This is a genomic window from Maridesulfovibrio sp. (assembly GCF_963676065.1).
Taxonomy (GTDB): Bacteria; Desulfobacterota; Desulfovibrionia; order Desulfovibrionales; family Desulfovibrionaceae; genus Maridesulfovibrio.
Map to the genome: position 1 here is coordinate 2446091 of NZ_OY780933.1, position 19201 is coordinate 2465291.

The window sequence follows — 19201 nt, forward strand, 5'->3', positions numbered from 1 at the left end:
TTTATTTAAAAATGTTTTAAAGAGTACTCAGTTACAATAAATAACAATCAGAAGGTGTTTGCTGTGAGAAAAATTTTGCTCTCGATTTTGATGCTGCTGGTGGTCCTTTCCGCTGCCTTTCCGGCCTTTGCTTCCGGGGAAGAAGAGGTGCGGAGTCAGATTGAGGACGTTTTGTTTAATTACAAGGATGCGTACAATCTCCGTAATTTTGATGCCGTCAGGGCTCTTTATGCAAAGAATGCGGTGATAATGTCTTTTCCCTGTAAATCAGAGGAACAGCATCTGTTTTCGGATTTCAGTGAAAGTCTGCCCCGATGCTCTTCTTACTGGGTGGAAAGCTCCTTTAAGCTCCGTCTGTTTAAAATCACCTCTTTCGATCTTGATGGTGATAAATGCAGCGTACGGCTAAAATGGGATTATCGCAGTAACGACGGGCGTGGTAAATTTAATCCTACTTTTGAGTTCTTGCGTAAAGATGGCAAGTGGCTGATTGAAAAAGAAGACTATGGCCGCAAAGCTGAGTAGTAAAAACAAGCACGCAGCTCTCGCTCTGGGGGCTCTGGGTGTTGTTTTCGGTGATATAGGAACCAGTCCGCTCTATGCGATGAAAGCTTGTTTCAGCGGCCACCATGCCGTAGCGCTTACTCCCGTGAACGTTTTGGGGGTGCTCTCGCTCATAATATGGTCATTGCTGATCGTAATCTGCCTGAAGTACGTTACTTTTGTAATGGCTGCGGATAATGAAGGCGAGGGCGGAATTTTTGCCCTGTACGAACTGGTCAGTGGAGGTGGGCAACGGTCTGCATCGTTTATGCTTTTCGCGGCCATGGTCGGTGGGGCATTACTTTATGGTGACGGGGTAATTACCCCGGCGATATCCGTGCTTTCCGCTATTGAAGGGCTGGATGTTGTTACCACTGCCGCGCACCGGTTCACGCCTCATATCGCCTGCGTAATTCTGTTTTTTTTGTTTGCTTTTCAGAGTAGCGGAACCGAAAAAATAGGCCGGTTGTTCGGACCTGTTATGCTGGTATGGTTCGGCATGATTGGTGCCTTCGGGCTTTTCTCCGCTATGGGTAATCTGGAAGTGCTGCAGGCTTTCAGACCCTATTACGCCATCAGTTTTTTTTCGCATAACGGTTTGGCCGGATGCATGGTTCTTGGTGCGGTTGTCCTCTGTGTTACCGGTGGAGAGGCTCTTTTCGCTGATATGGGGCATTTCGGGCGCAGGCCGATCACCCTTGCATGGTATTGCGTGGCTTTGCCCAGCCTGCTGCTGAATTACCTCGGTCAGGGAGCCATGTTGATCAGGAATCCCCACTCGATCCTGAATCCTTTTTTCAGTCTTTTTCCGAAAATTATGACCATTCCGATGGTTGTATTGGCAACATTTGCGGCGATAATTGCCTCGCAGGCCATCATTTCAGGAGCATTTTCACTTACTGCGCAGGCTGTTCACCTCGGGTTTGTTCCCCGAATCCGCATTTTGCAGACCTCGGAAGATAATCCCGGCCAGGTTTATGTGCGTTCCGTGAACTGGATCATGGCCGCGATGTGCTTTCTGCTGGTGGTCGTATTTAAAGAATCGCAAAACATGGCAGGTGCTTACGGTATAGCGATTACCGGGACTATGGTCATCACTACATACCTGTTCTGGTTCTACCTGCGTAAGGTGCGAAACTGTCCGTGGATACTCGCTGTTGTAGTTACCTTTTTTTTCGCAGTTTTCGATCTTGGTTTTTTTATAGTAAACTTTACCAAGCTGAGCGGTGGCGGATGGTTTCCCCTTTTACTGGCGGGGCTGATTGCTTACGGGATGTTTGTCTGGCTATGGGGAAGGGCTAGGCTTCGCGAACTATTGCAGGTTCGCGGGCTTGAAGTCTCCGATCTGGAATCTGAAATTGAAAAATACATGCTGGCCAAAGTCCCGGGAGAGGCTGTTTTCCTTTCCGCTTCCGAGTTGGTGCCTCACGCTTTTCTGCAGCATTTACGAAACAATCGGGTAGTGCATGAAAAACTTGTCTTTTTGCGGGTGAAGACATCCAGCGAACCTTATCTCGATTCACACAGACGTATTTCCTTGAGAACTATTGATAAAAATATTTATTGGATGACAGTGAACTACGGATTCATGGAGAAGCCAAATCTTTCGCTGACCTTAGTGCAGACTTGGAATCAATTGGGTCTTAGCAGTACAGACAGTTATTTTTATCTTGGGCGAATGCAATTACGGTTCAACAGCGAAAATAGAGTGCATTTGCTTAGGAGAAAGCTTTTCATTCTATTGAGTTCTGTTTCGGAAGATCCTCTTGATTACCTGCGTCTTCCGGCTGATAAGGTTATCAGCATAGGTATAACTGTCACAGTATAAAAGGTTGTATTCAGCGCGGAATTTTGAACTGAATACAACGCCTTTTGCCGGATGACCAGATGTAGATAGTGAAAAACGGACAGCAGTCTTGCTAATGGATAAAATCGCTCATAAAATCGTAAACAAGCTTCATTTCTTCTTCAAGAACAAGCAGGTTCTTCTTCGAAAGTTCTTTGTCTCCGTCACGTGCGCTGTACTCAAGTCTGAGGCAGGCTTCACGAACCCTGTCCGCTCCCATTGTTGCCGCAGCTCCTTTCAGTGAATGGGCTAGATATTTAAGCTCATCCATATGTTCTGCTTCAAAAGCTTCCCTTATTTTGGTAACCCGCGCGGGTTCATCACGAAGAAAAACCCCGAAAAGTTTGGTCAGGAATTCTTTTTTCGTGGAGGCCATGGAAGACAGCCAGTCCTTATTTATTATTTCGATATTTTCCATCAGCACAACATAATCCAAATCTAAATCCATTACCACAATTTTCAGCTGCTGAAAGGACAATGAAATGTAATATTATTTATTGCTCATATATTGTACAATCTTGACTATTATAAAAGAAATTGCATAGAAAATTCTTATGCCAAATTTATCTGTCCTATTACCAGTATATAATGCTCAAAAGACGGTATCAAGGTCTCTGAGGTCTCTGCTGAATCAGAATTATCCTGATTTTGAAATCTGCATAATAGATGATGGTTCAACTGATGGTACCCTTGAAGCTATTTCCCGGTTTTCCGATCCCAGAATAAAAGTTCATACCTTCGATGAAAATAGGGGGCTTGTGAAGGCCTTGAATGCTGGGATAGATATGATTGATGCAAAATATATCATGAGGTTGGATGCTGATGATGTCTGCCACGAAAACAGAGTAGGGAGACAGATTGAGTTCATGGAAATGAATAAAAATATCAGCGTTTCCGGGGCTTGGTGTTATATTATTGACCGTAATCAGCAGAAAAATATTCAAAAATTACCTACGCAGGACGGAGATATAAAAGCACGGATGCTTTTCAATAATCCGCTTGTGCATCCTTCAATGATTTTTAGACGTGATGTTTTTGAAAACCATCGATACAATGATGGATACAGGCATTGCGAGGACTATGGGCTTTGGGTCGATATGTCCATTGACAAAGAAATTTCTTTTGCAAATATCCCGGAACCACTTGTCTACAAATTTGAAAATAAAGGCGATAATATTTCTCATCGCCATTTTAAAGATCAGTTGCGGTCATGCTCAATCCTCAGGCAAAAATTATTGCAGTATATCGGGGTCGATTTTTCTGATGAAGAAATAGTCCTTCACAATGCTATAGCGGGCAATTCTCTTTCCGAGATGGATATGCAGTTGATGCAGTGGAAAGCGGAAGAATGGCTCTTGCGTTTACAGAAGGCCAACCTTTTGCATGGGTATGTCCTGCCTTTCTGTTTTGATTTTGAACTGGCCCAACGCTGGCTTTCAATTTGTGAGCATAGCCTGAGCCAAGGTGTGTTAAGTCCTGAACAGGTTCTATCCTCACCTTTGATAACTAATTTGAATAATGAACAGCATCGTCTAGTCGAGGCCCGAATGGGTTGTTCAATGTCCCGCTGATAATTAATCTGGAAATATAGTAAAAATTAAAAAGGGAGATTTTAACTTATGAAAGTTAAAATCTCCCTTAAACGTTTTTTTGGTTTTAGCCTTACAGCTTACAAAGTTCGTCGCTGGGGATCATTTTAATCTGTTTTTCATTAAGCAGTTCAATAGCCTGATCGGTACGGTCGAAGCGGAAAATGATCACGGCATTTGAGCCGGACTGGTGGACGAAGGCATACATGTATTCCACGTTGATGCCTGAGCCGCGCAGCATTTCCAGCAGGTTGTGCAGTCCACCGGGCTGGTCGTCTACGACAACAGCAACCACAGAGGTTTTGCCTACGGTGAAGCCCGCTTCTTTGAGCACCTTCTGTGCGGTTTCAAAGTCAGATACGATAAGTCTCAGGATGCCGAAATCGGATGTGTCGGCCAGTGAGAGGGCACGGATATTGACTTTGTTTTCGGTAAGTAGACGGGTAACTTCCGCCAGTCTACCGGAACGGTTTTCAAGAAATATAGATAGCTGGTCACATTTCATGGTGTTTCCTCGCTTATGATAGGTTTACTGGTCCTGCTTACGCAGATCGATAATTCTCTGGGCCTTGCCAACGGAACGTTCAATGGATTTGGGCTCCACAAGCTTGACTCGTGCGGTTACGCCAAGGAATTCCTTAATAGTTTTTTGTATCTTTCTTTCGAGACGCTGTAAATTTTTAATTTCATCAGAGAAGGAGGCACCGGAAATTTCCACCTTAACTGTCAGGATGTCGAGGTTTCCGTCGCGCTCAACCACCAGCTGGTAATGGGGCGAGAGACCTTCGGTTTCGATGAGGATGGACTCAATCTGTGATGGGAAAACGTTTACGCCGCGGATGATGAGCATGTCGTCACTGCGTCCGGTTATACGCTGCATACGGGCAAATGTGCGTCCGCAACGGCAGGCGGTGTAATTCAGGCGGGTCAGGTCGCGGGTGCGGTAACGGATGAGCGGGATACCTTCTTTAGTCAGGGTGGTTATCACCAGTTCGCCGATTTCACCGGGAGCAACGTGTTCGCCTGTTTCCGGGTTGATGATTTCAGGCAGGAAGTGATCTTCCATGATGTGCAGGCCGTTCTGCTCTTCGGCGCATTCCATGGCAACGCCGGGACCCATGATTTCGGAAAGTCCGTAGATGTCCAGTGCCTTGATGTGCAGTTTGTTTTCGATATCCCTGCGCATGGATTCGGTCCATGGTTCGGCACCGAAAACACCGATTCTTAAGGGCAGCTTGCTGAAATCGATACCCATTTCCTTACCTGTTTCGTAGAGGAAAAGAGCGTAGGAAGGAGTACAGCAGATTACATCCGCACCGAAATCTTTAAGCAGCATTACCTGGCGTCTGGTGCCGCCGCCGGAAACCGGGATGATTGTTGCTCCCAGAGCTTCCGCGCCGTAATGGGCACCGAGCCCCCCGGTAAAGAGTCCGTATCCGTAAGCATTGTGGATGCTGTCTTCAGAGGTTGCTCCTGCGATTGCGAAAGAGCGGGCCATCATATTTGCCCAATTTTTGATATCTCGTTTGGTGTAGCCTACAACAGTAGCCTTACCGGTAGTGCCGGAGGAGGAATGGATGCGTACTATATTCTCGCGGGAAACAGCAAATAAACCGAAAGGATAGTGATTGCGCAGATCCTGTTTTTCAGTAAACGGCAGCCGGGTGAGATCGGCAAGGGAATTGATGTCTTTCGGCTCAATCCCCAGTTCCTTGAATTTTTTGGTGTAAAAAGGAACATTGGCATAAACGCGTTCACAAAGCTGTTTAAGTCGCCTGAGCTGTAGTTCTTCCAGCTCTTCCCTTGGCATGGTCTCTTTGTCTACGTCGAAGATCATCACTTGCCTCCTGATATGGCTGATCCCGGTATAGGGGTTTTAGTTGCACAAAAAAAAGGCCACGGGATTTCGCCCGTGGCCCGGTAAACTCTCGATCAGTGTGTTTTGCCCATAACCACGGGATGACTATATTTCAGTCCTAAAAAAGGAAAAAAAGAAAAAGGAAAAAAAGACGTGGTTATTCATGGGGCATATAATGCATAAGTACTCCTCGACCGTCAACCCGGATGCTCATAAAAAAATGTTTGTTTCATCAATGTTAGTGTATATTTGTTTGTGTATAGTTTTTAATTTCAGAAATTAGCTGTTCGGAAATGAAAACAATTTTCGAATTTGAATATTAAATAAAACTACGTTACAGTAATGATTGCGTAGCAGGCATAAATTCTCTATATAATCTTATTGTACTATGGACGAAATGTGGAGAACTGTTGTTGGCCGGGAGTATTGGACCTCCGGCACACAGGGGTGTTAAGCCCTTTATTTCCGCTATTTACGATCCTGACTCAAGTGCGTTTCCTCCTAAATGGGGCGCCGGTTATTCAAACCAAAAGAATGAAAACTAAAGAAAAGAAATTTAAACAGATCGATACTAAGGATAAAGTTCAGCTCGTTGCTGAGTGGTTGGACGAAAAACAGGCCAGTGAAGTTTCCGCAGTGGATGTGCAGGGCATTTGCCCCATCGCTGAGGTTGTGATGGTTGCCGGAGCAAAAGGCGTTCGCCATGCACAGGCTTTGGCCGACTTTGTACTGGAAGAGCTTTCCAAGGAAAATATCGAATATCTCGGAATGGAAGGCTATAAAACCGGGGACTGGATTCTTCTCGATCTGAACGACATAATTTTACATATTTTTCAGGAAGATAATCGAGGATTTTATAACGTTGAAGGTCTCTGGTCCGAAGGTAAAAGAATTGACCTAAAACTCAAGCCGCAGGATTAGCCCTGCGCAAGGAAATTTATCATGTCTGAGCAAATCGGTGCTCCTTCCGTCCTGCTGATTCTGGATGGTTGGGGAATTGCCCCTGAAGGTAAAGGCAACGCAGTTAAACTTGCCAACACTCCTGTTCTGGACGGACTTTTGGGAAAATGCCCGCAGGCCCAGCTTAAATGTTCAGGCCGAGCAGTAGGCCTTCCTGATGGATTCATGGGTAACTCCGAAGTTGGTCATACTAACATCGGTGCAGGCCGGGTTGTTTATCAGGACATGACCCGCATTGACATTGCCATTGAAAAACAGGAACTGGCAGCCAATAAAGTTATCAGTTCTCTCATGGATGATGTGAAAGCGGCGGATGGACGTCTGCATTACATGGGGCTTCTTTCCGATGGCGGTGTGCATTCACACATCAACCATCTTTTCTCCTTGATTGAAGTTGCCAAGGATGCCGGGATTAAGGAAATTCTTGTTCATGCCTTCATGGACGGTCGCGATACCTCGCCTACCAGCGGGCAGGTTTACATGCAGAAGCTAGTGGACAAGATGGCGGAAATCGGGGCCGGCAAAGTTGCCACAATTTCCGGTCGTTATTACTCCATGGATCGCGATAAGCATTACGAGCGTAATGAACTTTCCTACAAGGCGCTGGTCCTTGGTGAAGGACAAGCCGCGGCCGATCCGGTTCAGGCTGTCAAAGACGCATATGCCGCGGGTGAAACGGATGAGTTTATCAAGCCCCGCGTTCTTTCGGGTGTGGACGGCACTTTGAAAGACGGTGACGGTGTCTTTTTCTTTAATTTCCGCGCAGACCGGGCCCGTCAGCTTTGCCGGGTGCTCGCGCTGAAGGATTTCAGTGAATTCGCTCGTCCTGCGGTTCCTGAATTCAGCGGGTTTGTAACCATGACTCAGTATGAGTCTGATTTTCCTTTCCCGAATGCATTCCCTCCGCTAAATATCAGCAACCCCATCGGGGAAGTGATTGCGGATAAGGGCCTGAAGCAGTTGCGTATTGCGGAAACTGAAAAGTATGCCCACGTGACATATTTTATGAACGGCGGACGTGAAGAACCTTTTGAAGGTGAAGACCGCATCCTCGTTCCATCTCCGCGTGAAGTCGCTACTTATGATCTCAAGCCTCAGATGAGTGCCGAAGAAGTGACCGAGAAACTGATTGGCGCTTTGCCCGATTATTCTCTTTGTATATGCAACCTTGCCAATCTTGATATGGTCGGTCATTCGGGCATTATCCCGGCAGCTATTAAAGCTTGTGAGGCTGTAGATGCGTGTGTCGGAAGGATTGTTGAAGCGGTTAAAGCGCAGGGCGGTTCTATCTTTCTCACTGCCGACCACGGTAACGCTGAGGAAATGATCGATGCCGATGGCGGTCCGCAGACAGCGCACAGCTTGAACAAAGTTCCATTGGTCTTCATTGGTGACGCATTCAATGGCAAGGAACCTGAGTCAGGAGCACTTTGCGACATAGCACCCACAATTTTGAATCATATGGGCATTTCCGTTCCTGAAGAAATGACCGGAAAAGACCTTTTAAAAGGATAATTAATGTCTGAGAACCGCAAACCGTTATCTCCGGTCAAACCGAATGGGATGGAGATAATTTTTATGTTTCCCTGTCCGTTTTGCGGCCGGGAAGTGCCTTACATAGCACCCACGCAGCCAGCAATGGCTACCTGCGATGCGTGCCGGAAGAATTTTCCAATAGTTCCGGTTGATGAAAAGGTAGTCAGATTTTACAAAACCATGCTTGAAAACGGCAAGGCTGCTGTGGATCCTGATTTTTTCTAAGCTGTAGTAAATATAATTTTGAGAAGAGAGCTTTCTGCGTGTGCAGGAGGCTCTTTTTTTGTTTTTATGTCTATGTGGTTTAGAATATCTGTTTTTATCTTTAACGATAACTTGCTGACATAATTATATGGTTGCTAATGGTGAGGGGAATGAGGTAAAGCGAATTATATGTGATTCGTTTGGAAATAAATTAGTCAATACTCATGCGTGGGTGGATATCCCACTTGGGTTTGGCTGGCGGAGATGTTGATGTTTATGGGGATTTTTGCTGATGACCCGGTTGACGGAGTAGACTGTCACGGGTTGCGTGGCGATTTTGGCGGAGCAAGTCGCAGGGGATCAAATTTCGGTGGAGGGTTCTATGGTGCATCTGTCGGTGCAATTGAAGTAACTGGCTACAAGGCCTTTTCCGATATGCTTGGTATTGATAAAAAGGATTTGGACGATTTATCTGGGATTCTTGGTAGTGCTAAGCCCCACATAAATAATAAGGATTTCAAAAAATGAGATTCGCGATAATTGTCATAATCTTGGCTTTATACACGGCTTTACTAATCAAGATTGTCTTTCGTTCACAAAATGAAATAATTTGTCCAAATTGTGGCCATAAATATATTGTGACTCCTAACAGAATAGTTGGGTATACGAGCCTATTGCTAGCTGCCGGCCTAACTGTAGGTTTTTTTGTTCTAGACCATATTAGTGGGTTTTCATTTTCTATTGTTCTCGCTGTTAGAGGCCTTTACTACATATTAAAAGATGAAGGGTATAGGTGTTACAACTGTAAAACAATAAACCAATTGCCATAAATCAATTTTTAGCCCTCGTACCCACGGTTCGGGGGCTGTTTATCGCTTAGGTGAATCAGTTCCGCTTATGAGCCGGTCATTGATGCAGCCAAACAAGGTTGGCAGAATATGGTGGAGAAAGAGAAACGAAATCAGCAAAGGAAAAACGCTGCTGCAAAAAACCTTAAGCCAAGCAAGGTTACAGATATTTTTAGTAGTAATCATGATGTGAAAAAGAATCGAGCTGATACGATTAAGGCAGGTGTTCAGGATGGATTGAAGGATTACGCAGATGTTCAGCTTTCAACTCCTGACGCTGTTGTAACGCCTATTACAAGTATTTTGTCAGGTTTTGATAAAGTTTTGAAGGGTGATAAGCGAAGATAAAAAAGTTCCTTGTAATATCATTTTATGCTGTTGCAGGGATACTTGTGGTAAAATTATGATTTTAAAACAAATTTTCTACGATATTAAATCAGCAATTGTTAAGGGTTTTCTGTCATTGCTGTTAGTGTACATATATTTTGTGTCTATAATAACATTCAGTTTTTTTAATGGAATTACTGACTATGCGTCTGTTTATACCTCAAGTTTATTTGTTTCGTTTGCTTTAAGTTGTATTGCTTGCAGAGATATGAATCTGAAAATAATAAGATTTGATTTTCAATTTAGAATGACTTTTGTTTATTTGACTTTGTTGCTTATTTGTTGGCTGACTATAATGGTAGCTTCTTTAATAAACATTAATATCATTAATTTTAAAGAATATGTTTCCAGTTTTATTTTAGATATTTATCCTAATATGCAATATGAATTGTCATTTAAAGGGCCAATAGAAGTAGTAATGGAGTCTATGTTCTATGGTCTTTTTTCACCTTTTATATATTTGTTTGCTAGTTTGAGTTTCTCTTTTAAAAAAATTATGCATCTGTCTGTTTTTAATTGGTTTGTAGGCTCTGTATTGCTTACTGTTAATGGTGTTTTTTTTGGTGTGTTAACTTTATTTGTACAGGTCGAATCTGAATTATATTTATATAGTCCTTTTTTTGTACTTAACTATATTATGCTGATTATTTTGTCTTATGCTGCAGGCAAGAATTCATTTGCCGAAGTACCTAATCACTGACTAATAATCTACCACTCAGAACTGAATAAATCGTTGAAGAGTAAGCGAAAATAAAGAATGCCCCTGTAATGGCATCTCTCTGTCCTTACAGGGGTTAAGTCTGGAAATATTATGATTTTAAAACGAATTTTGTACGATATTAAATCGGCAATTATTAAGGGATATCCTTTCTTGATATGTGTTTATGTCTACTATGTGTGTTCTTCGCTATATCTTTTTTTTAATGAAGTTACAGACTATGTTTCTGTCTATACATCAAGTCTATTTGTTTCATTCGCATTGTGTTGTATTGCCTGCAGAGATATGAATTTAAAAATAGTTAGATTTGATTTTCAATTTAGGATGACTTTTGTTTACCTTGTTTTGTTGTTGATTAGCTGGTTTACTATATCAGTTGTGCCACTGCTGGGTGGTTATAATGGGTTTAAAGAAGTCGTGTCCGAATTATTTTATACTCTTTTCCCTAATATGAAATATGAGTTGGTGTTTAAATACTCGCTAGAATTAGTTATTGAATCTTTATTTTATGGTCTTTTGTGTCCGCTAATATATTTATTCGCGAGTCTGAGTTTTAATTTTAAAAAGTTAATGTCATTTTCTTTTTTAAATTGGATGTTAGGTGTCGTGTTAATTACTTTTAATGGTGTTGTGTTCGGTGTTATTGGGTTATTAGTACAGTTAAAAACAAATTTGTATTTATATACGCCTATTTTTTCAGTTGAATGTATTACGCTGATTGTTTTGTCTTATGCTGCAGGTAAGAATTCATTTATCGAAGTACCTAATCACTAACTAATAATCTACCAATCAGAACTGAATATATCACACAAACAATAAATCCTCCGGTCTTCCTGAGTGTCCAGAAAACGATACGATGCTCAAGTACTGCGTGCGACAAGTTCGTGAGATGGAAAAAGCTGCTAAGGAATTGGCTGGTAAGCAGGCTCAATTTAATGCTCAAGAGCAGGCTAGGAAGGATAAAACTGCTCGTGCCGGCTCAGAGCTTCGGGAGCAACAGCGGCGTGCGGCGCAGCAAAGAATAAAGAAGATTTTAGTCTTTGGGATCTTGGTCTTCCCGATTTTCCACTCGTACACCCCACCTCCCCAAGCTTTACCATCATATATATATAGAGTATGAGCCGGGTATGAAATTTACAGTACTAACATTCGGATGTCAGATGAACGTTCACGATTCAGACTGGCTGATCCGGGCCATGGAGAGCCGTGGCTGGACAGCTGTTAAAGAATCTGAAGCAGATATATTTATTATTAACACCTGTTCCGTGCGAGATAAGCCGGAGCAGAAGGTCTATAGCGTGCTGGGGCGTCTAGCTCCTTTATGCAAAAATCCAGGTAGCTTCGTTGCTGTGGGCGGATGTGTGGCCCAGCAGATCGGTGATGGCTTCCTTGAAAAATTTCCGCACGTACGCCTTGTTTTCGGTAGCGACGGTATTGCTCAGGCACCGGACGCACTGGAAGATCTCGCTGCTAATCATGAGAAAAGATTGGTCCTTAATGACTTTCTTAAGGATTATCCCGAACGTGAAGGCGGCGAGATGCAGCCCAATGTCGATCTGATCCCTCCGGGCATCGGCACCATTCCCGGTCAGGCTTTCGTCAACATCATGCAGGGCTGCGACAACTTCTGCGCCTACTGCATCGTGCCGTATACAAGGGGCCGGCAGAAATCACGTTCTTCTGAAGCTGTGATTAAGGAATGCCGCCATCTTGTCGAGTCCGGTATTCGCGAGATATGTCTGCTTGGTCAGAACGTAAACAGTTTCGGTATGGATAAGAAGGGCGATGATATAAGCTTCGCGCAGTTGCTCTATAAAATTTCCGAGATTGAAGGGCTTGAGCGCATCCGTTTTACCACCTCCCATCCCAAAGATATTGCCCCTGAGGTGATCAAGGCTTTCGGCGAGCTTCCGAATCTTTGTCCGAGTCTGCATTTACCTGTGCAGTCCGGTTCAGATAGGATCTTGAAAAAGATGGGCCGCAAGTATGATCGTGAACGTTATCTCGGTATAGTGGAAGGGCTGAAAAAGGCCTGCCCTGATATTTCGCTGACCACGGATTTGATTGTCGGCTTTCCCGGTGAAACGGACGAAGATTTTGAACAGACCATGGATATGCTCGAAAGAGTCCGCTACGAGAGCAGCTTTTCATTTAAATATTCAGACCGTCCGGGAGTCGCGGCAGTTAAAATGAAGCCGAAAGTTCCTGAAGATGTTGCGCAGGCAAGGCTCGCCTGCTTGCAGGAAAGGCAAAATAGTATTACTAGAGAAAGTCTAGAGACTTTGACGGGTCGTGAAACCGTTGTTTTGCTGGAGCGGCCAAGCAAGCGGCAGGAAGCAGGCGGAATGTCATGGCGTGGTAAAGATCCCGGCGGACGGGTGGTCAATGTTCACTTTGAAGGTTATGCTGAAGATCAGAAGCTCGGAGGCAAACTGGTTAAGGTGAAGATCATTGAAGCTAAGAATCATTCCCTTGTAGGCGAGAGAATGGGGGAGCCATGGTAGAAATGCAGGTTTACGGTCTGGCGGTGGAAAGCGATACTGAGACCCCGGTTCTGGTATTGAAAAGTGAAGAACTGGGCATGGTCCTGCCTATATGGATAGGGGCCATGGAGGCCATGGCTATTTCGTTGGTCCTAAATGAGGTCTCCTTTCCCCGGCCGATGACCCATGATCTGCTTTTAAGCACTATCGCAACTTTTGGCGGGGAAGTAGCTTCAGTTGATATAGTTGATATCAATAAAGGAACTTTTTATGCTGAAATAATAGTGCGTAAGGATGGAGAGCTTATAGCGATTGATTCCCGTCCTTCTGATGCCATTGCTCTAGCCGTGCGTGCGGAGTGTCCTGTTCGGGTGGCCCAAAAGGTTATCGATACTGCCGGGACCAAGGATATTGAAGAAAAGGTTGTAAAAAAGTCCGGATGGGATGATGAGCTGGAAGAGCTTTCTCCTGAGGATTTTAAATATAAAATGTAAGGCGATTAGATGATAGATTTTCATACCCATACCGTGTTCAGTGACGGGGAACTTATCCCTGCGGAGCTGGCAAGGCGGGCCAAGGTTGCGGGATACCGCGCAATGGCGATGACCGACCATGCCGATTTAAGCAACATTGATATTATTCTTGAAAATGTTCGCAGATTTGCAAAGAAGCACGGTCATTATTTTGATATAGATGTGTTCGCCGGAGTTGAGTTGACCCATGTCCCTCCGGGATTGATCGGGGAAATGACTGAGTATGCCCGTAAATCCGGAGCTCAGATTGTGGTCTGTCACGGTGAGACCATTGTGGAGCCTGTTGCGGAGGGGACTAACCTTGCGGCGATTGAGGCGAAAGTGGATGTGCTGGCCCATCCCGGCATGATTACCGATGTTGAAGTAAAACTGGCGGCTGAATACGGGGTATGTCTCGAGATTACAACCCGTAAGGGGCATAGCCTGACTAACGGACATGTGGCGGCGCTTGCTCGTAAGCACGGAGCCAAGCTGGTCATCAACAACGATGCCCATGCTCCCGGTGATCTGGTCGGGCTGGAAATGCGGCGCAAGATTGCTCTCGGCGCAGGATTAAGCATTGAGGAATACGCGCAGGCCGAGGAAAATTCCCGTGAACTTGTGCAGAAAATTATGAAACGAGCTTGATTGATAGGTCATGGATAAATTGAAATCCGGCATAGAACAGGCCGTGCAGCTGATCAGCAATTCCAGATGCGCGATAGCCTTGACCGGAGCGGGACTTTCCGTTGCCAGCGGCATACCTGATTTTCGCAGCCCTGGCGGTCTATGGTCCAAGCATGATCCTGAAAAGGTTGCCTCTATCAGAGCCTTAAAAGCCGACCCGGCCACTGTCTGGAATTTTTTGATAGACGCTGCCGCTATGATCCAAAGTGTTGAGCCGAACGCCGGCCATGAGGCATTGGCCCAGCTCGAGAAAAGCGGTGGCATTCATGGTGTGATCACCCAGAATATTGATGGGTTGCATCAGCGTGCCGGATCTATGAATGTTATTGAATTTCATGGCAATTGCAGCAAATTTTATTGCATGGAGTGTTTTTCGCCTTTTCCTGCTCAGAGGATAACTCCACAGGTCGATCTTCCGGTCCGCTGCCCGCAGTGTGACGGAGTTGTCAGGCCCGATCTTGTCTTCTATGGTGAACAGATTCCGCAGGAAGCCTACAAAGCAGCGTTTGAGCTGGCGGATCAATCCGATCTGGTTATTGTGGCCGGAACTTCCGGCGATGTTGTCCCCGCAAGTCTGATCCCTCCGAGGATTCAGGATGCAGGCGGCAAAATTATCGAGATAAACATGGCTCCGTCGGCCTACACCTCACTGAGTGATGTGTGCATCCGGGGCAGGGCGGAAGAGGTTTTGCCTGCCATTGTGCAGAACCTGAGCTGAAATAATTTCATTTAAAATACCGGGCGCTTTTAAGCGACGGTAAAACAAAGGTGCGGTGCAGTATGGATTTCTTACCTCAGGGCGGTATTTTCGCAATGCTCGATCAGGCCACCATTGTGGTCAAAGGTGTGCTCTGCCTGCTGGCAGCCATGTCCCTCTGGAGCTGGACAATCATATTTTGGAAACTTATTTCCTTCGGCAGGGCCCGGAATCTTATTCTCAAGGGCAACAGTATAATGGAGAATGCAGATTCTCTCTCCAGCGGCCTGACTGAAATAAGCAAGACTGAATCATCCCCCTTGAATCGTATAGGAACCGCAGCGGTGAAGGAATATCGCGTGCTGGAAAAATCGGCGGTCAGCTCAAGCCATAAGCGCCGCCTGATCAAAGATACACTGCGCCGGATCCTGCGGCGTAAGGTCAGCTCGGAAATGAAAAAACTGAGCGGGTCACTTTCTTTTCTGGCAACCTGTGCCAACGGTGCTCCGTTTATCGGATTGTTTGGTACTGTCTGGGGAATCATGAACTCCTTTCATTCCATAGGCGCTGCAAAATCCGCGGCTCTTGCGGCTGTTGCTCCGGGTATCTCCGAAGCTTTGATCGCAACTGCCATCGGCCTTGCTGTGGCGATCCCGGCGACCATTTTTTATAACTTTTTTCTGGGTGTGCTGAACGGAATCGAAACAGAACTGGTTAACTTTGCGGGAACTTTTCTCAATCGTGTTGAACGTGAAGTTTCCTGGGTTGAGCCTTCCGGTAAAAATCCTGCCGCAGAGGAGTAGGTATGGGTATTTCCACCAACAATCGGGGTATGCTTGCAGAGATTAACGTAACTCCTTTCGTTGATGTCATGCTGGTGCTGCTGATCATTTTTATGGTCACCGCTCCGCTCATGACGCAAGGAGTCGAGGTAGATCTGCCGCAGACCCGCACCGTACGTTCTTTGCCGCAGGATAATGAGCATCTTGTTCTTTCCATAAGCGATAAGGGCGAAATTTTTCTCGACGAGTATAAGGTCGGATTCGATGAATTGCAGGCCCATCTGGAAAAGTTGGTGAAAAAGCAGAATAAGATGCTTTTTCTGCGCGCTGATAAAAATGTTGCTTATGGTGAAGTTGTAAAAGTCATGGGCGAGATAAAGGCTGCCGGAATTGACAGACTGGGCGTTGTTGCTGAACCTACTGAAAAGAAAAAGAAATAGCTTAGGATTATTACAGGCGAATTTATTGATGAAAATCATCGGCCTCCTCATATCTTTACTGCTTCATGCCGGTCTTATAGTCCTGGCATTGACGTGGTCTGTTTCCCCTCCGGTAAAGATTTCCTTAGATATGCCTGTCTATAATGTTGATCTGGTCAGTCTTGCTCCTCTTCCTGCTGCACCTGCTGTGAAGAAAGCTCCAGCTCCCAAGAATGTATCGAAGCTTTCCAAGCCGGATGCTGTTGCTATCCCTGTGAACAAACCCAAAACTATTCCTCAATCCAAGCCTGAAACTGTAAAAGCCCCTGCTCCGAAACCTGTACCTAAGCCTAAACCTAAGCCTAAACCTAAACCGGAAACCAAGAAAATTTCACCTAAGAAGGTAAAGACTACAACCAAGAAAAAAACGGTGAAGAAACCGGAGGAAAAAGCTGAAAAGCCTGTAGAAAAGAAAACTCCGTCCAAAAAGTCCGAAACCAAGAAAGTGGAAAAGAAAACTCCACCCAAAAAAGTAGTCAAAAAACCTGAAGTTTCAGCGGAGGATGCTCTTGCCGCGGACCTCGCTTCTCTTGCCAAGATTGTGGAGAAGCAGGAAAAAGAAGAGCGACAGGCTGTCGCCAACGACCTTGCCTCGCTTACAAAAGACGCAAAGGCTACAGCCGTAACCGGCTCACCTGAGGGCACAGCAGGTGCTTCAGGGCTGGTTCAGGTTTATGCTTCCATAGTGAAAGAGGCGGTACGAAAAAACTGGAGATATCCTGTCTTCGGGCAAAAACAGAATCTTATGGCCCGGGTACAGATCCAGCTGAAACAAAGTGGTGAAATCAGCGGCATCAAGCTGCTTGATTCATCCGGCAACGTTGATTTTGACGATTCGGTGATAACCGCCCTGCGTGATACCGAAGTTCTTCCCAAGCCACCGGGAACATCCATCAGAACCATCGTTGTAAACTTTAACCTGCAGGATCTTGATCAGTAGGGCAGGTTTATATTTATGAATAAAATTAAGTTTAATATACTCACACCGGTCGCCGGAATGCTGACGGCTGTATTGTTGTTTACCATTGCTGCTGCCAATGTTTTTGCAGCAGATACCTTAACCGTCGATATTTACGGTCCCGGACAGCGGAAGGTTAATATTCTCCTGCTTCCGCCTAAAACCGTGCCCAGCGGTAAGTACGAGAATTCCAAGGAAAAGGATTTGCCGCTTCCTGCCGAGGCCGGAACATTCAGCAAAGATATTGCTGCGGATCTCGCTTTTCTGCCGTTTTTGAATATCGTACCTCTTACGGATATTTTAGGTGGTGATCCTTCTCGTGGTGTGCGGCCTGATGATATTGATATCAAACCGCTCAGGCTTTCCAAGGTTGACCTTGCCTTGACCACAGGATGGGAGATCCGTCCCAACGGAGAAAAAAATCTTTTGATCCGCTGTATAGGCACTTTTAACGGTCGCACCATTCTTGGTAAAAAATATTCCATGGTAACTGAGGACATCTTGCCTAGAATCGCGGATCGCTTTAGTTCTCACCTGATGCGAATCCTTACCGGCCGGGATGGTTTTTTTGAATCCTCCATAGCCTTTGTTCGTAAGCAGGGTAAAAATAAGGAAATTTATACAGTCAGCCCGCAAGGACGCAATCTCAGGCAGATAAGCTCCCTCGGTGGGATTAACCTGAGTCCGAATTGGTCCCCGGATGGCGATAAGCTGGTATTCACCCGGTTGGGCTCACGCCAGCATTTGCTTTGCGTCTGGGACCGGGCAACAGGTAAAATTGATCAGAAGAGTTTTCCGGGAAATACTGTGATCGGTCCTGATTTCTTGCCGGACGGCAATATGGCCGCCACACTGACTATGAACGGAAATTCCGATATCTTCTTGATAAACGGTAATTACAAGCCCAAAAAGGCTCTTGCCAAAAGCTGGGCTATTGAAGTTTCCCCTGACTTTGACCAGACCGGGCAAAAAATGGTGTTTACCTCCGCCCGTTTTGGAAATCCTCATATTTTCCTGCTGGACATGAAGAGCGGTGTTGTAACCCGTGTAACTACTGAAGGTAAATACAACACCAATCCGACCATAAGTCCGGATGGCCGTTATGTGGCTTTTTCCCGTCAGACCCCGTTGGGACATCGCATTTTCGTGCATGACTTGAAAAACGGAAAGGAAAGGCAGCTTACTTTCGGCCCCGGTAATGATGAAGAACCAGCTTTTGGTCCGGATGGGTATTTTATAGCTTTTTCTTCCAGCAGGAGCGGGAAGTATAAAATTTACCTGACAACCCGGCATGGTGCGCCGGCGATGCAGGTACCTACGGGTAATGGTGTTGCCAAGGCCCCGGCATGGGGCAAGGCCCATAATTCGTAAGTTTCAGGAGTGCTTTAACAGTTTTGTTACAAGCTCGACTTGATTTTTTTACAAAACACTTTAGTGTTATTGTATTGGAAGTCTAATTTAATGTGGTATTATGTTAGCGTGGACAACTCCTGTCCTTAAAAGTTCCTTTTCAGGAGGGCAAATGAGAGCTAGAGCGATAATTTTAAGTGTAGTATTCATTTTGGTTGCCGGGCTGGGTACCGGTTGTTCCAAAAAACATGTTGAGTCTTCCCCCGCCAGCCCTGCTGTAGAGGAGAGAATGACTGACCAGCAAAACAAGGAACAGGCAAAAGCTGAAGAACAAGCGCGTCTGGAACGCGAAAAAGCTCTTCAGGAACAAGCCCTTGAAGATGAGCGCAAAGAAGCCGCTGCTAAAAAAGAATTCAAGGAAGCCATTGTAGAGCTTGGTAATATGGTGCATTTTGATTTTGATTCTTTTGAAATCAAGCCCGAATACCGCCCTCTGTTGCAGCAGAAAGCAGAAATATTGAAGAAGCTGGATAATGTTACCATGGTCATTGAAGGGTACTGTGATGAGCGTGGTACTGAAGAATACAACCTGGCACTCGGTGAACGACGTGCCCGCGCAGCTTATGAATTTCTCATCCTTTTAGGTGTATCTCCTGAAAGACTGAGCATTGTAAGCTTTGGCGAAGAAGAACCTCTTGACCCGGGGCATAATGAAACAGCATGGGCCAAGAATAGAAGAGATCAGTTCCGTCTGAGCTACTAAA

22 protein-coding genes are annotated in these 19201 nt (G+C 45.3%); 19 read left to right on the forward strand and 3 right to left on the reverse strand.

Annotated elements, in window-relative coordinates:
- Nucleotides 1-63 precede the first annotated feature (63 nt).
- Complete coding sequence (locus ACKU35_RS10845; RefSeq protein ID WP_319759234.1) at nucleotides 64-525, forward strand: nuclear transport factor 2 family protein; 462 nt, start codon at nucleotides 64-66, stop codon at nucleotides 523-525.
- Nucleotides 491-2371, forward strand: coding sequence for a KUP/HAK/KT family potassium transporter (locus ACKU35_RS10850; RefSeq protein ID WP_319759235.1), 1881 nt, complete (start codon nucleotides 491-493; stop codon nucleotides 2369-2371). The genes ACKU35_RS10845 and ACKU35_RS10850 overlap by 35 nt, the downstream gene beginning before the upstream one ends.
- A 91-nt stretch (nucleotides 2372-2462) precedes the next feature.
- On the opposite strand, the gene ACKU35_RS10855 is transcribed toward ACKU35_RS10850, so the two are convergent.
- A complete protein-coding gene (locus ACKU35_RS10855) occupies nucleotides 2463-2837 on the reverse strand; it encodes an Hpt domain-containing protein (protein ID WP_319759236.1) in 375 nt (124 codons plus the stop codon).
- A 106-nt stretch (nucleotides 2838-2943) separates the two neighbouring features.
- Here ACKU35_RS10855 and ACKU35_RS10860 point away from each other — a divergent pair, with 106 nt between their 5' ends.
- Nucleotides 2944-3960 carry a glycosyltransferase gene (locus tag ACKU35_RS10860; RefSeq protein WP_319759237.1) on the forward strand — a complete coding sequence of 339 codons (1017 nt, stop codon included), beginning with the start codon at nucleotides 2944-2946 and terminating at the stop codon, nucleotides 3958-3960.
- Nucleotides 3961-4051: 91 nt separating this feature from the next.
- Here the strand turns inward: ACKU35_RS10860 and ACKU35_RS10865 are convergent, their stop codons facing one another.
- Entirely contained in the window at nucleotides 4052-4483 is a 432-nt protein-coding gene (locus ACKU35_RS10865; protein ID WP_319759238.1) for an ACT domain-containing protein, read from the reverse strand.
- Between the two features lie 24 nt (nucleotides 4484-4507).
- The gene (locus tag ACKU35_RS10870) at nucleotides 4508-5815 is read right to left on the reverse strand and encodes a phenylacetate--CoA ligase (RefSeq protein WP_319759239.1); all 1308 of its coding nucleotides are present in this window, start codon (nucleotides 5813-5815) and stop codon (nucleotides 4508-4510) included.
- A 555-nt stretch (nucleotides 5816-6370) separates the two neighbouring features.
- On the opposite strand from ACKU35_RS10870, the gene rsfS reads away from it, so the two are divergent.
- The 16 genes from rsfS to pal all read left to right on the forward strand — a co-directional run bounded on the left by rsfS (nucleotide 6371) and on the right by pal (nucleotide 19200).
- Entirely contained in the window at nucleotides 6371-6757 is a 387-nt protein-coding gene (gene rsfS / locus ACKU35_RS10875) for a ribosome silencing factor (protein WP_319759240.1), read from the forward strand.
- A 21-nt stretch (nucleotides 6758-6778) separates the two neighbouring features.
- A complete protein-coding gene (gene gpmI, locus ACKU35_RS10880) occupies nucleotides 6779-8311 on the forward strand; it encodes a 2,3-bisphosphoglycerate-independent phosphoglycerate mutase (RefSeq protein ID WP_319759241.1) in 1533 nt (510 codons plus the stop codon).
- 3 nt (nucleotides 8312-8314) lie between these two features.
- Nucleotides 8315-8557, forward strand: a complete 243-nt coding sequence (locus tag ACKU35_RS10885; protein WP_319759242.1) for a hypothetical protein — start codon at nucleotides 8315-8317, stop codon at nucleotides 8555-8557.
- Nucleotides 8558-8806: 249 nt separating this feature from the next.
- On the forward strand, nucleotides 8807-9064 hold the full coding sequence (locus ACKU35_RS10890) for a hypothetical protein (protein ID WP_319759243.1): 258 nt from the start codon (nucleotides 8807-8809) through the stop codon (nucleotides 9062-9064).
- A gap of 410 nt (nucleotides 9065-9474) precedes the next feature.
- Nucleotides 9475-9732 carry a hypothetical protein gene (locus tag ACKU35_RS10895; protein ID WP_319759244.1) on the forward strand — a complete coding sequence of 86 codons (258 nt, stop codon included), beginning with the start codon at nucleotides 9475-9477 and terminating at the stop codon, nucleotides 9730-9732.
- Nucleotides 9733-9787: 55 nt separating this feature from the next.
- On the forward strand, nucleotides 9788-10471 hold the full coding sequence (locus ACKU35_RS10900; protein WP_319759245.1) for a hypothetical protein: 684 nt from the start codon (nucleotides 9788-9790) through the stop codon (nucleotides 10469-10471).
- Between the two features lie 303 nt (nucleotides 10472-10774).
- On the forward strand, nucleotides 10775-11263 hold the full coding sequence (locus ACKU35_RS10905; protein ID WP_319759246.1) for a hypothetical protein: 489 nt from the start codon (nucleotides 10775-10777) through the stop codon (nucleotides 11261-11263).
- A gap of 353 nt (nucleotides 11264-11616) precedes the next feature.
- Nucleotides 11617-12993, forward strand: a complete 1377-nt coding sequence (gene miaB / locus ACKU35_RS10910) for a tRNA (N6-isopentenyl adenosine(37)-C2)-methylthiotransferase MiaB (protein ID WP_319759247.1) — start codon at nucleotides 11617-11619, stop codon at nucleotides 12991-12993.
- Nucleotides 12987-13466 carry a bifunctional nuclease family protein gene (locus ACKU35_RS10915; RefSeq protein WP_319759248.1) on the forward strand — a complete coding sequence of 160 codons (480 nt, stop codon included), beginning with the start codon at nucleotides 12987-12989 and terminating at the stop codon, nucleotides 13464-13466. The genes miaB and ACKU35_RS10915 overlap by 7 nt, the downstream gene beginning before the upstream one ends.
- A 9-nt stretch (nucleotides 13467-13475) precedes the next feature.
- Entirely contained in the window at nucleotides 13476-14132 is a 657-nt protein-coding gene (locus ACKU35_RS10920; RefSeq protein ID WP_319759249.1) for a histidinol phosphate phosphatase domain-containing protein, read from the forward strand.
- A gap of 10 nt (nucleotides 14133-14142) precedes the next feature.
- Nucleotides 14143-14889: an NAD-dependent deacylase gene (locus ACKU35_RS10925; RefSeq protein WP_319759250.1), complete on the forward strand. Its 747-nt coding sequence runs from the start codon at nucleotides 14143-14145 to the stop codon at nucleotides 14887-14889.
- A 62-nt stretch (nucleotides 14890-14951) separates the two neighbouring features.
- Nucleotides 14952-15671, forward strand: a complete 720-nt coding sequence (locus tag ACKU35_RS10930) for a MotA/TolQ/ExbB proton channel family protein (protein ID WP_319759251.1) — start codon at nucleotides 14952-14954, stop codon at nucleotides 15669-15671.
- Nucleotides 15672-15673: 2 nt separating this feature from the next.
- A complete protein-coding gene (gene tolR / locus ACKU35_RS10935) occupies nucleotides 15674-16090 on the forward strand; it encodes a protein TolR (RefSeq protein WP_319759252.1) in 417 nt (138 codons plus the stop codon).
- A gap of 28 nt (nucleotides 16091-16118) precedes the next feature.
- Complete coding sequence (locus tag ACKU35_RS10940; RefSeq protein ID WP_319759253.1) at nucleotides 16119-17069, forward strand: TonB family protein; 951 nt, start codon at nucleotides 16119-16121, stop codon at nucleotides 17067-17069.
- A gap of 15 nt (nucleotides 17070-17084) precedes the next feature.
- The gene (locus ACKU35_RS10945) at nucleotides 17085-18458 is read left to right on the forward strand and encodes a protein tolB (protein ID WP_319759254.1); all 1374 of its coding nucleotides are present in this window, start codon (nucleotides 17085-17087) and stop codon (nucleotides 18456-18458) included.
- 151 nt (nucleotides 18459-18609) lie between these two features.
- Nucleotides 18610-19200: a peptidoglycan-associated lipoprotein Pal gene (pal, locus tag ACKU35_RS10950; protein ID WP_319759255.1), complete on the forward strand. Its 591-nt coding sequence runs from the start codon at nucleotides 18610-18612 to the stop codon at nucleotides 19198-19200.
- Nucleotide 19201 lies beyond the last annotated feature (1 nt).

What these genes read in the sequence shown, in the direction of transcription:
- ACKU35_RS10855 (WP_319759236.1), bottom strand. Translation starts at nt 2,837, where the DNA reads ATGGATTTAGATTTGGATTATGTTGTGCTGATGGAAAATATCGAAATA.
- ACKU35_RS10860 (WP_319759237.1), top strand. Translation starts at nt 2,944, where the DNA reads ATGCCAAATTTATCTGTCCTATTACCAGTATATAATGCTCAAAAGACG.
- ACKU35_RS10865 (WP_319759238.1), bottom strand. Translation starts at nt 4,483, where the DNA reads ATGAAATGTGACCAGCTATCTATATTTCTTGAAAACCGTTCCGGTAGA.
- ACKU35_RS10870 (WP_319759239.1), bottom strand. Translation starts at nt 5,815, where the DNA reads ATGATCTTCGACGTAGACAAAGAGACCATGCCAAGGGAAGAGCTGGAA.
- rsfS (WP_319759240.1), top strand. Translation starts at nt 6,371, where the DNA reads ATGAAAACTAAAGAAAAGAAATTTAAACAGATCGATACTAAGGATAAA.
- gpmI (WP_319759241.1), top strand. Translation starts at nt 6,779, where the DNA reads ATGTCTGAGCAAATCGGTGCTCCTTCCGTCCTGCTGATTCTGGATGGT.
- ACKU35_RS10885 (WP_319759242.1), top strand. Translation starts at nt 8,315, where the DNA reads ATGTCTGAGAACCGCAAACCGTTATCTCCGGTCAAACCGAATGGGATG.
- ACKU35_RS10890 (WP_319759243.1), top strand. Translation starts at nt 8,807, where the DNA reads ATGTTTATGGGGATTTTTGCTGATGACCCGGTTGACGGAGTAGACTGT.
- ACKU35_RS10895 (WP_319759244.1), top strand. Translation starts at nt 9,475, where the DNA reads ATGGTGGAGAAAGAGAAACGAAATCAGCAAAGGAAAAACGCTGCTGCA.
- ACKU35_RS10900 (WP_319759245.1), top strand. Translation starts at nt 9,788, where the DNA reads ATGATTTTAAAACAAATTTTCTACGATATTAAATCAGCAATTGTTAAG.
- ACKU35_RS10905 (WP_319759246.1), top strand. Translation starts at nt 10,775, where the DNA reads ATGAATTTAAAAATAGTTAGATTTGATTTTCAATTTAGGATGACTTTT.
- miaB (WP_319759247.1), top strand. Translation starts at nt 11,617, where the DNA reads ATGAAATTTACAGTACTAACATTCGGATGTCAGATGAACGTTCACGAT.
- ACKU35_RS10915 (WP_319759248.1), top strand. Translation starts at nt 12,987, where the DNA reads ATGGTAGAAATGCAGGTTTACGGTCTGGCGGTGGAAAGCGATACTGAG.
- ACKU35_RS10920 (WP_319759249.1), top strand. Translation starts at nt 13,476, where the DNA reads ATGATAGATTTTCATACCCATACCGTGTTCAGTGACGGGGAACTTATC.
- ACKU35_RS10925 (WP_319759250.1), top strand. Translation starts at nt 14,143, where the DNA reads ATGGATAAATTGAAATCCGGCATAGAACAGGCCGTGCAGCTGATCAGC.
- ACKU35_RS10930 (WP_319759251.1), top strand. Translation starts at nt 14,952, where the DNA reads ATGGATTTCTTACCTCAGGGCGGTATTTTCGCAATGCTCGATCAGGCC.
- tolR (WP_319759252.1), top strand. Translation starts at nt 15,674, where the DNA reads ATGGGTATTTCCACCAACAATCGGGGTATGCTTGCAGAGATTAACGTA.
- ACKU35_RS10940 (WP_319759253.1), top strand. Translation starts at nt 16,119, where the DNA reads ATGAAAATCATCGGCCTCCTCATATCTTTACTGCTTCATGCCGGTCTT.
- ACKU35_RS10945 (WP_319759254.1), top strand. Translation starts at nt 17,085, where the DNA reads ATGAATAAAATTAAGTTTAATATACTCACACCGGTCGCCGGAATGCTG.
- pal (WP_319759255.1), top strand. Translation starts at nt 18,610, where the DNA reads ATGAGAGCTAGAGCGATAATTTTAAGTGTAGTATTCATTTTGGTTGCC.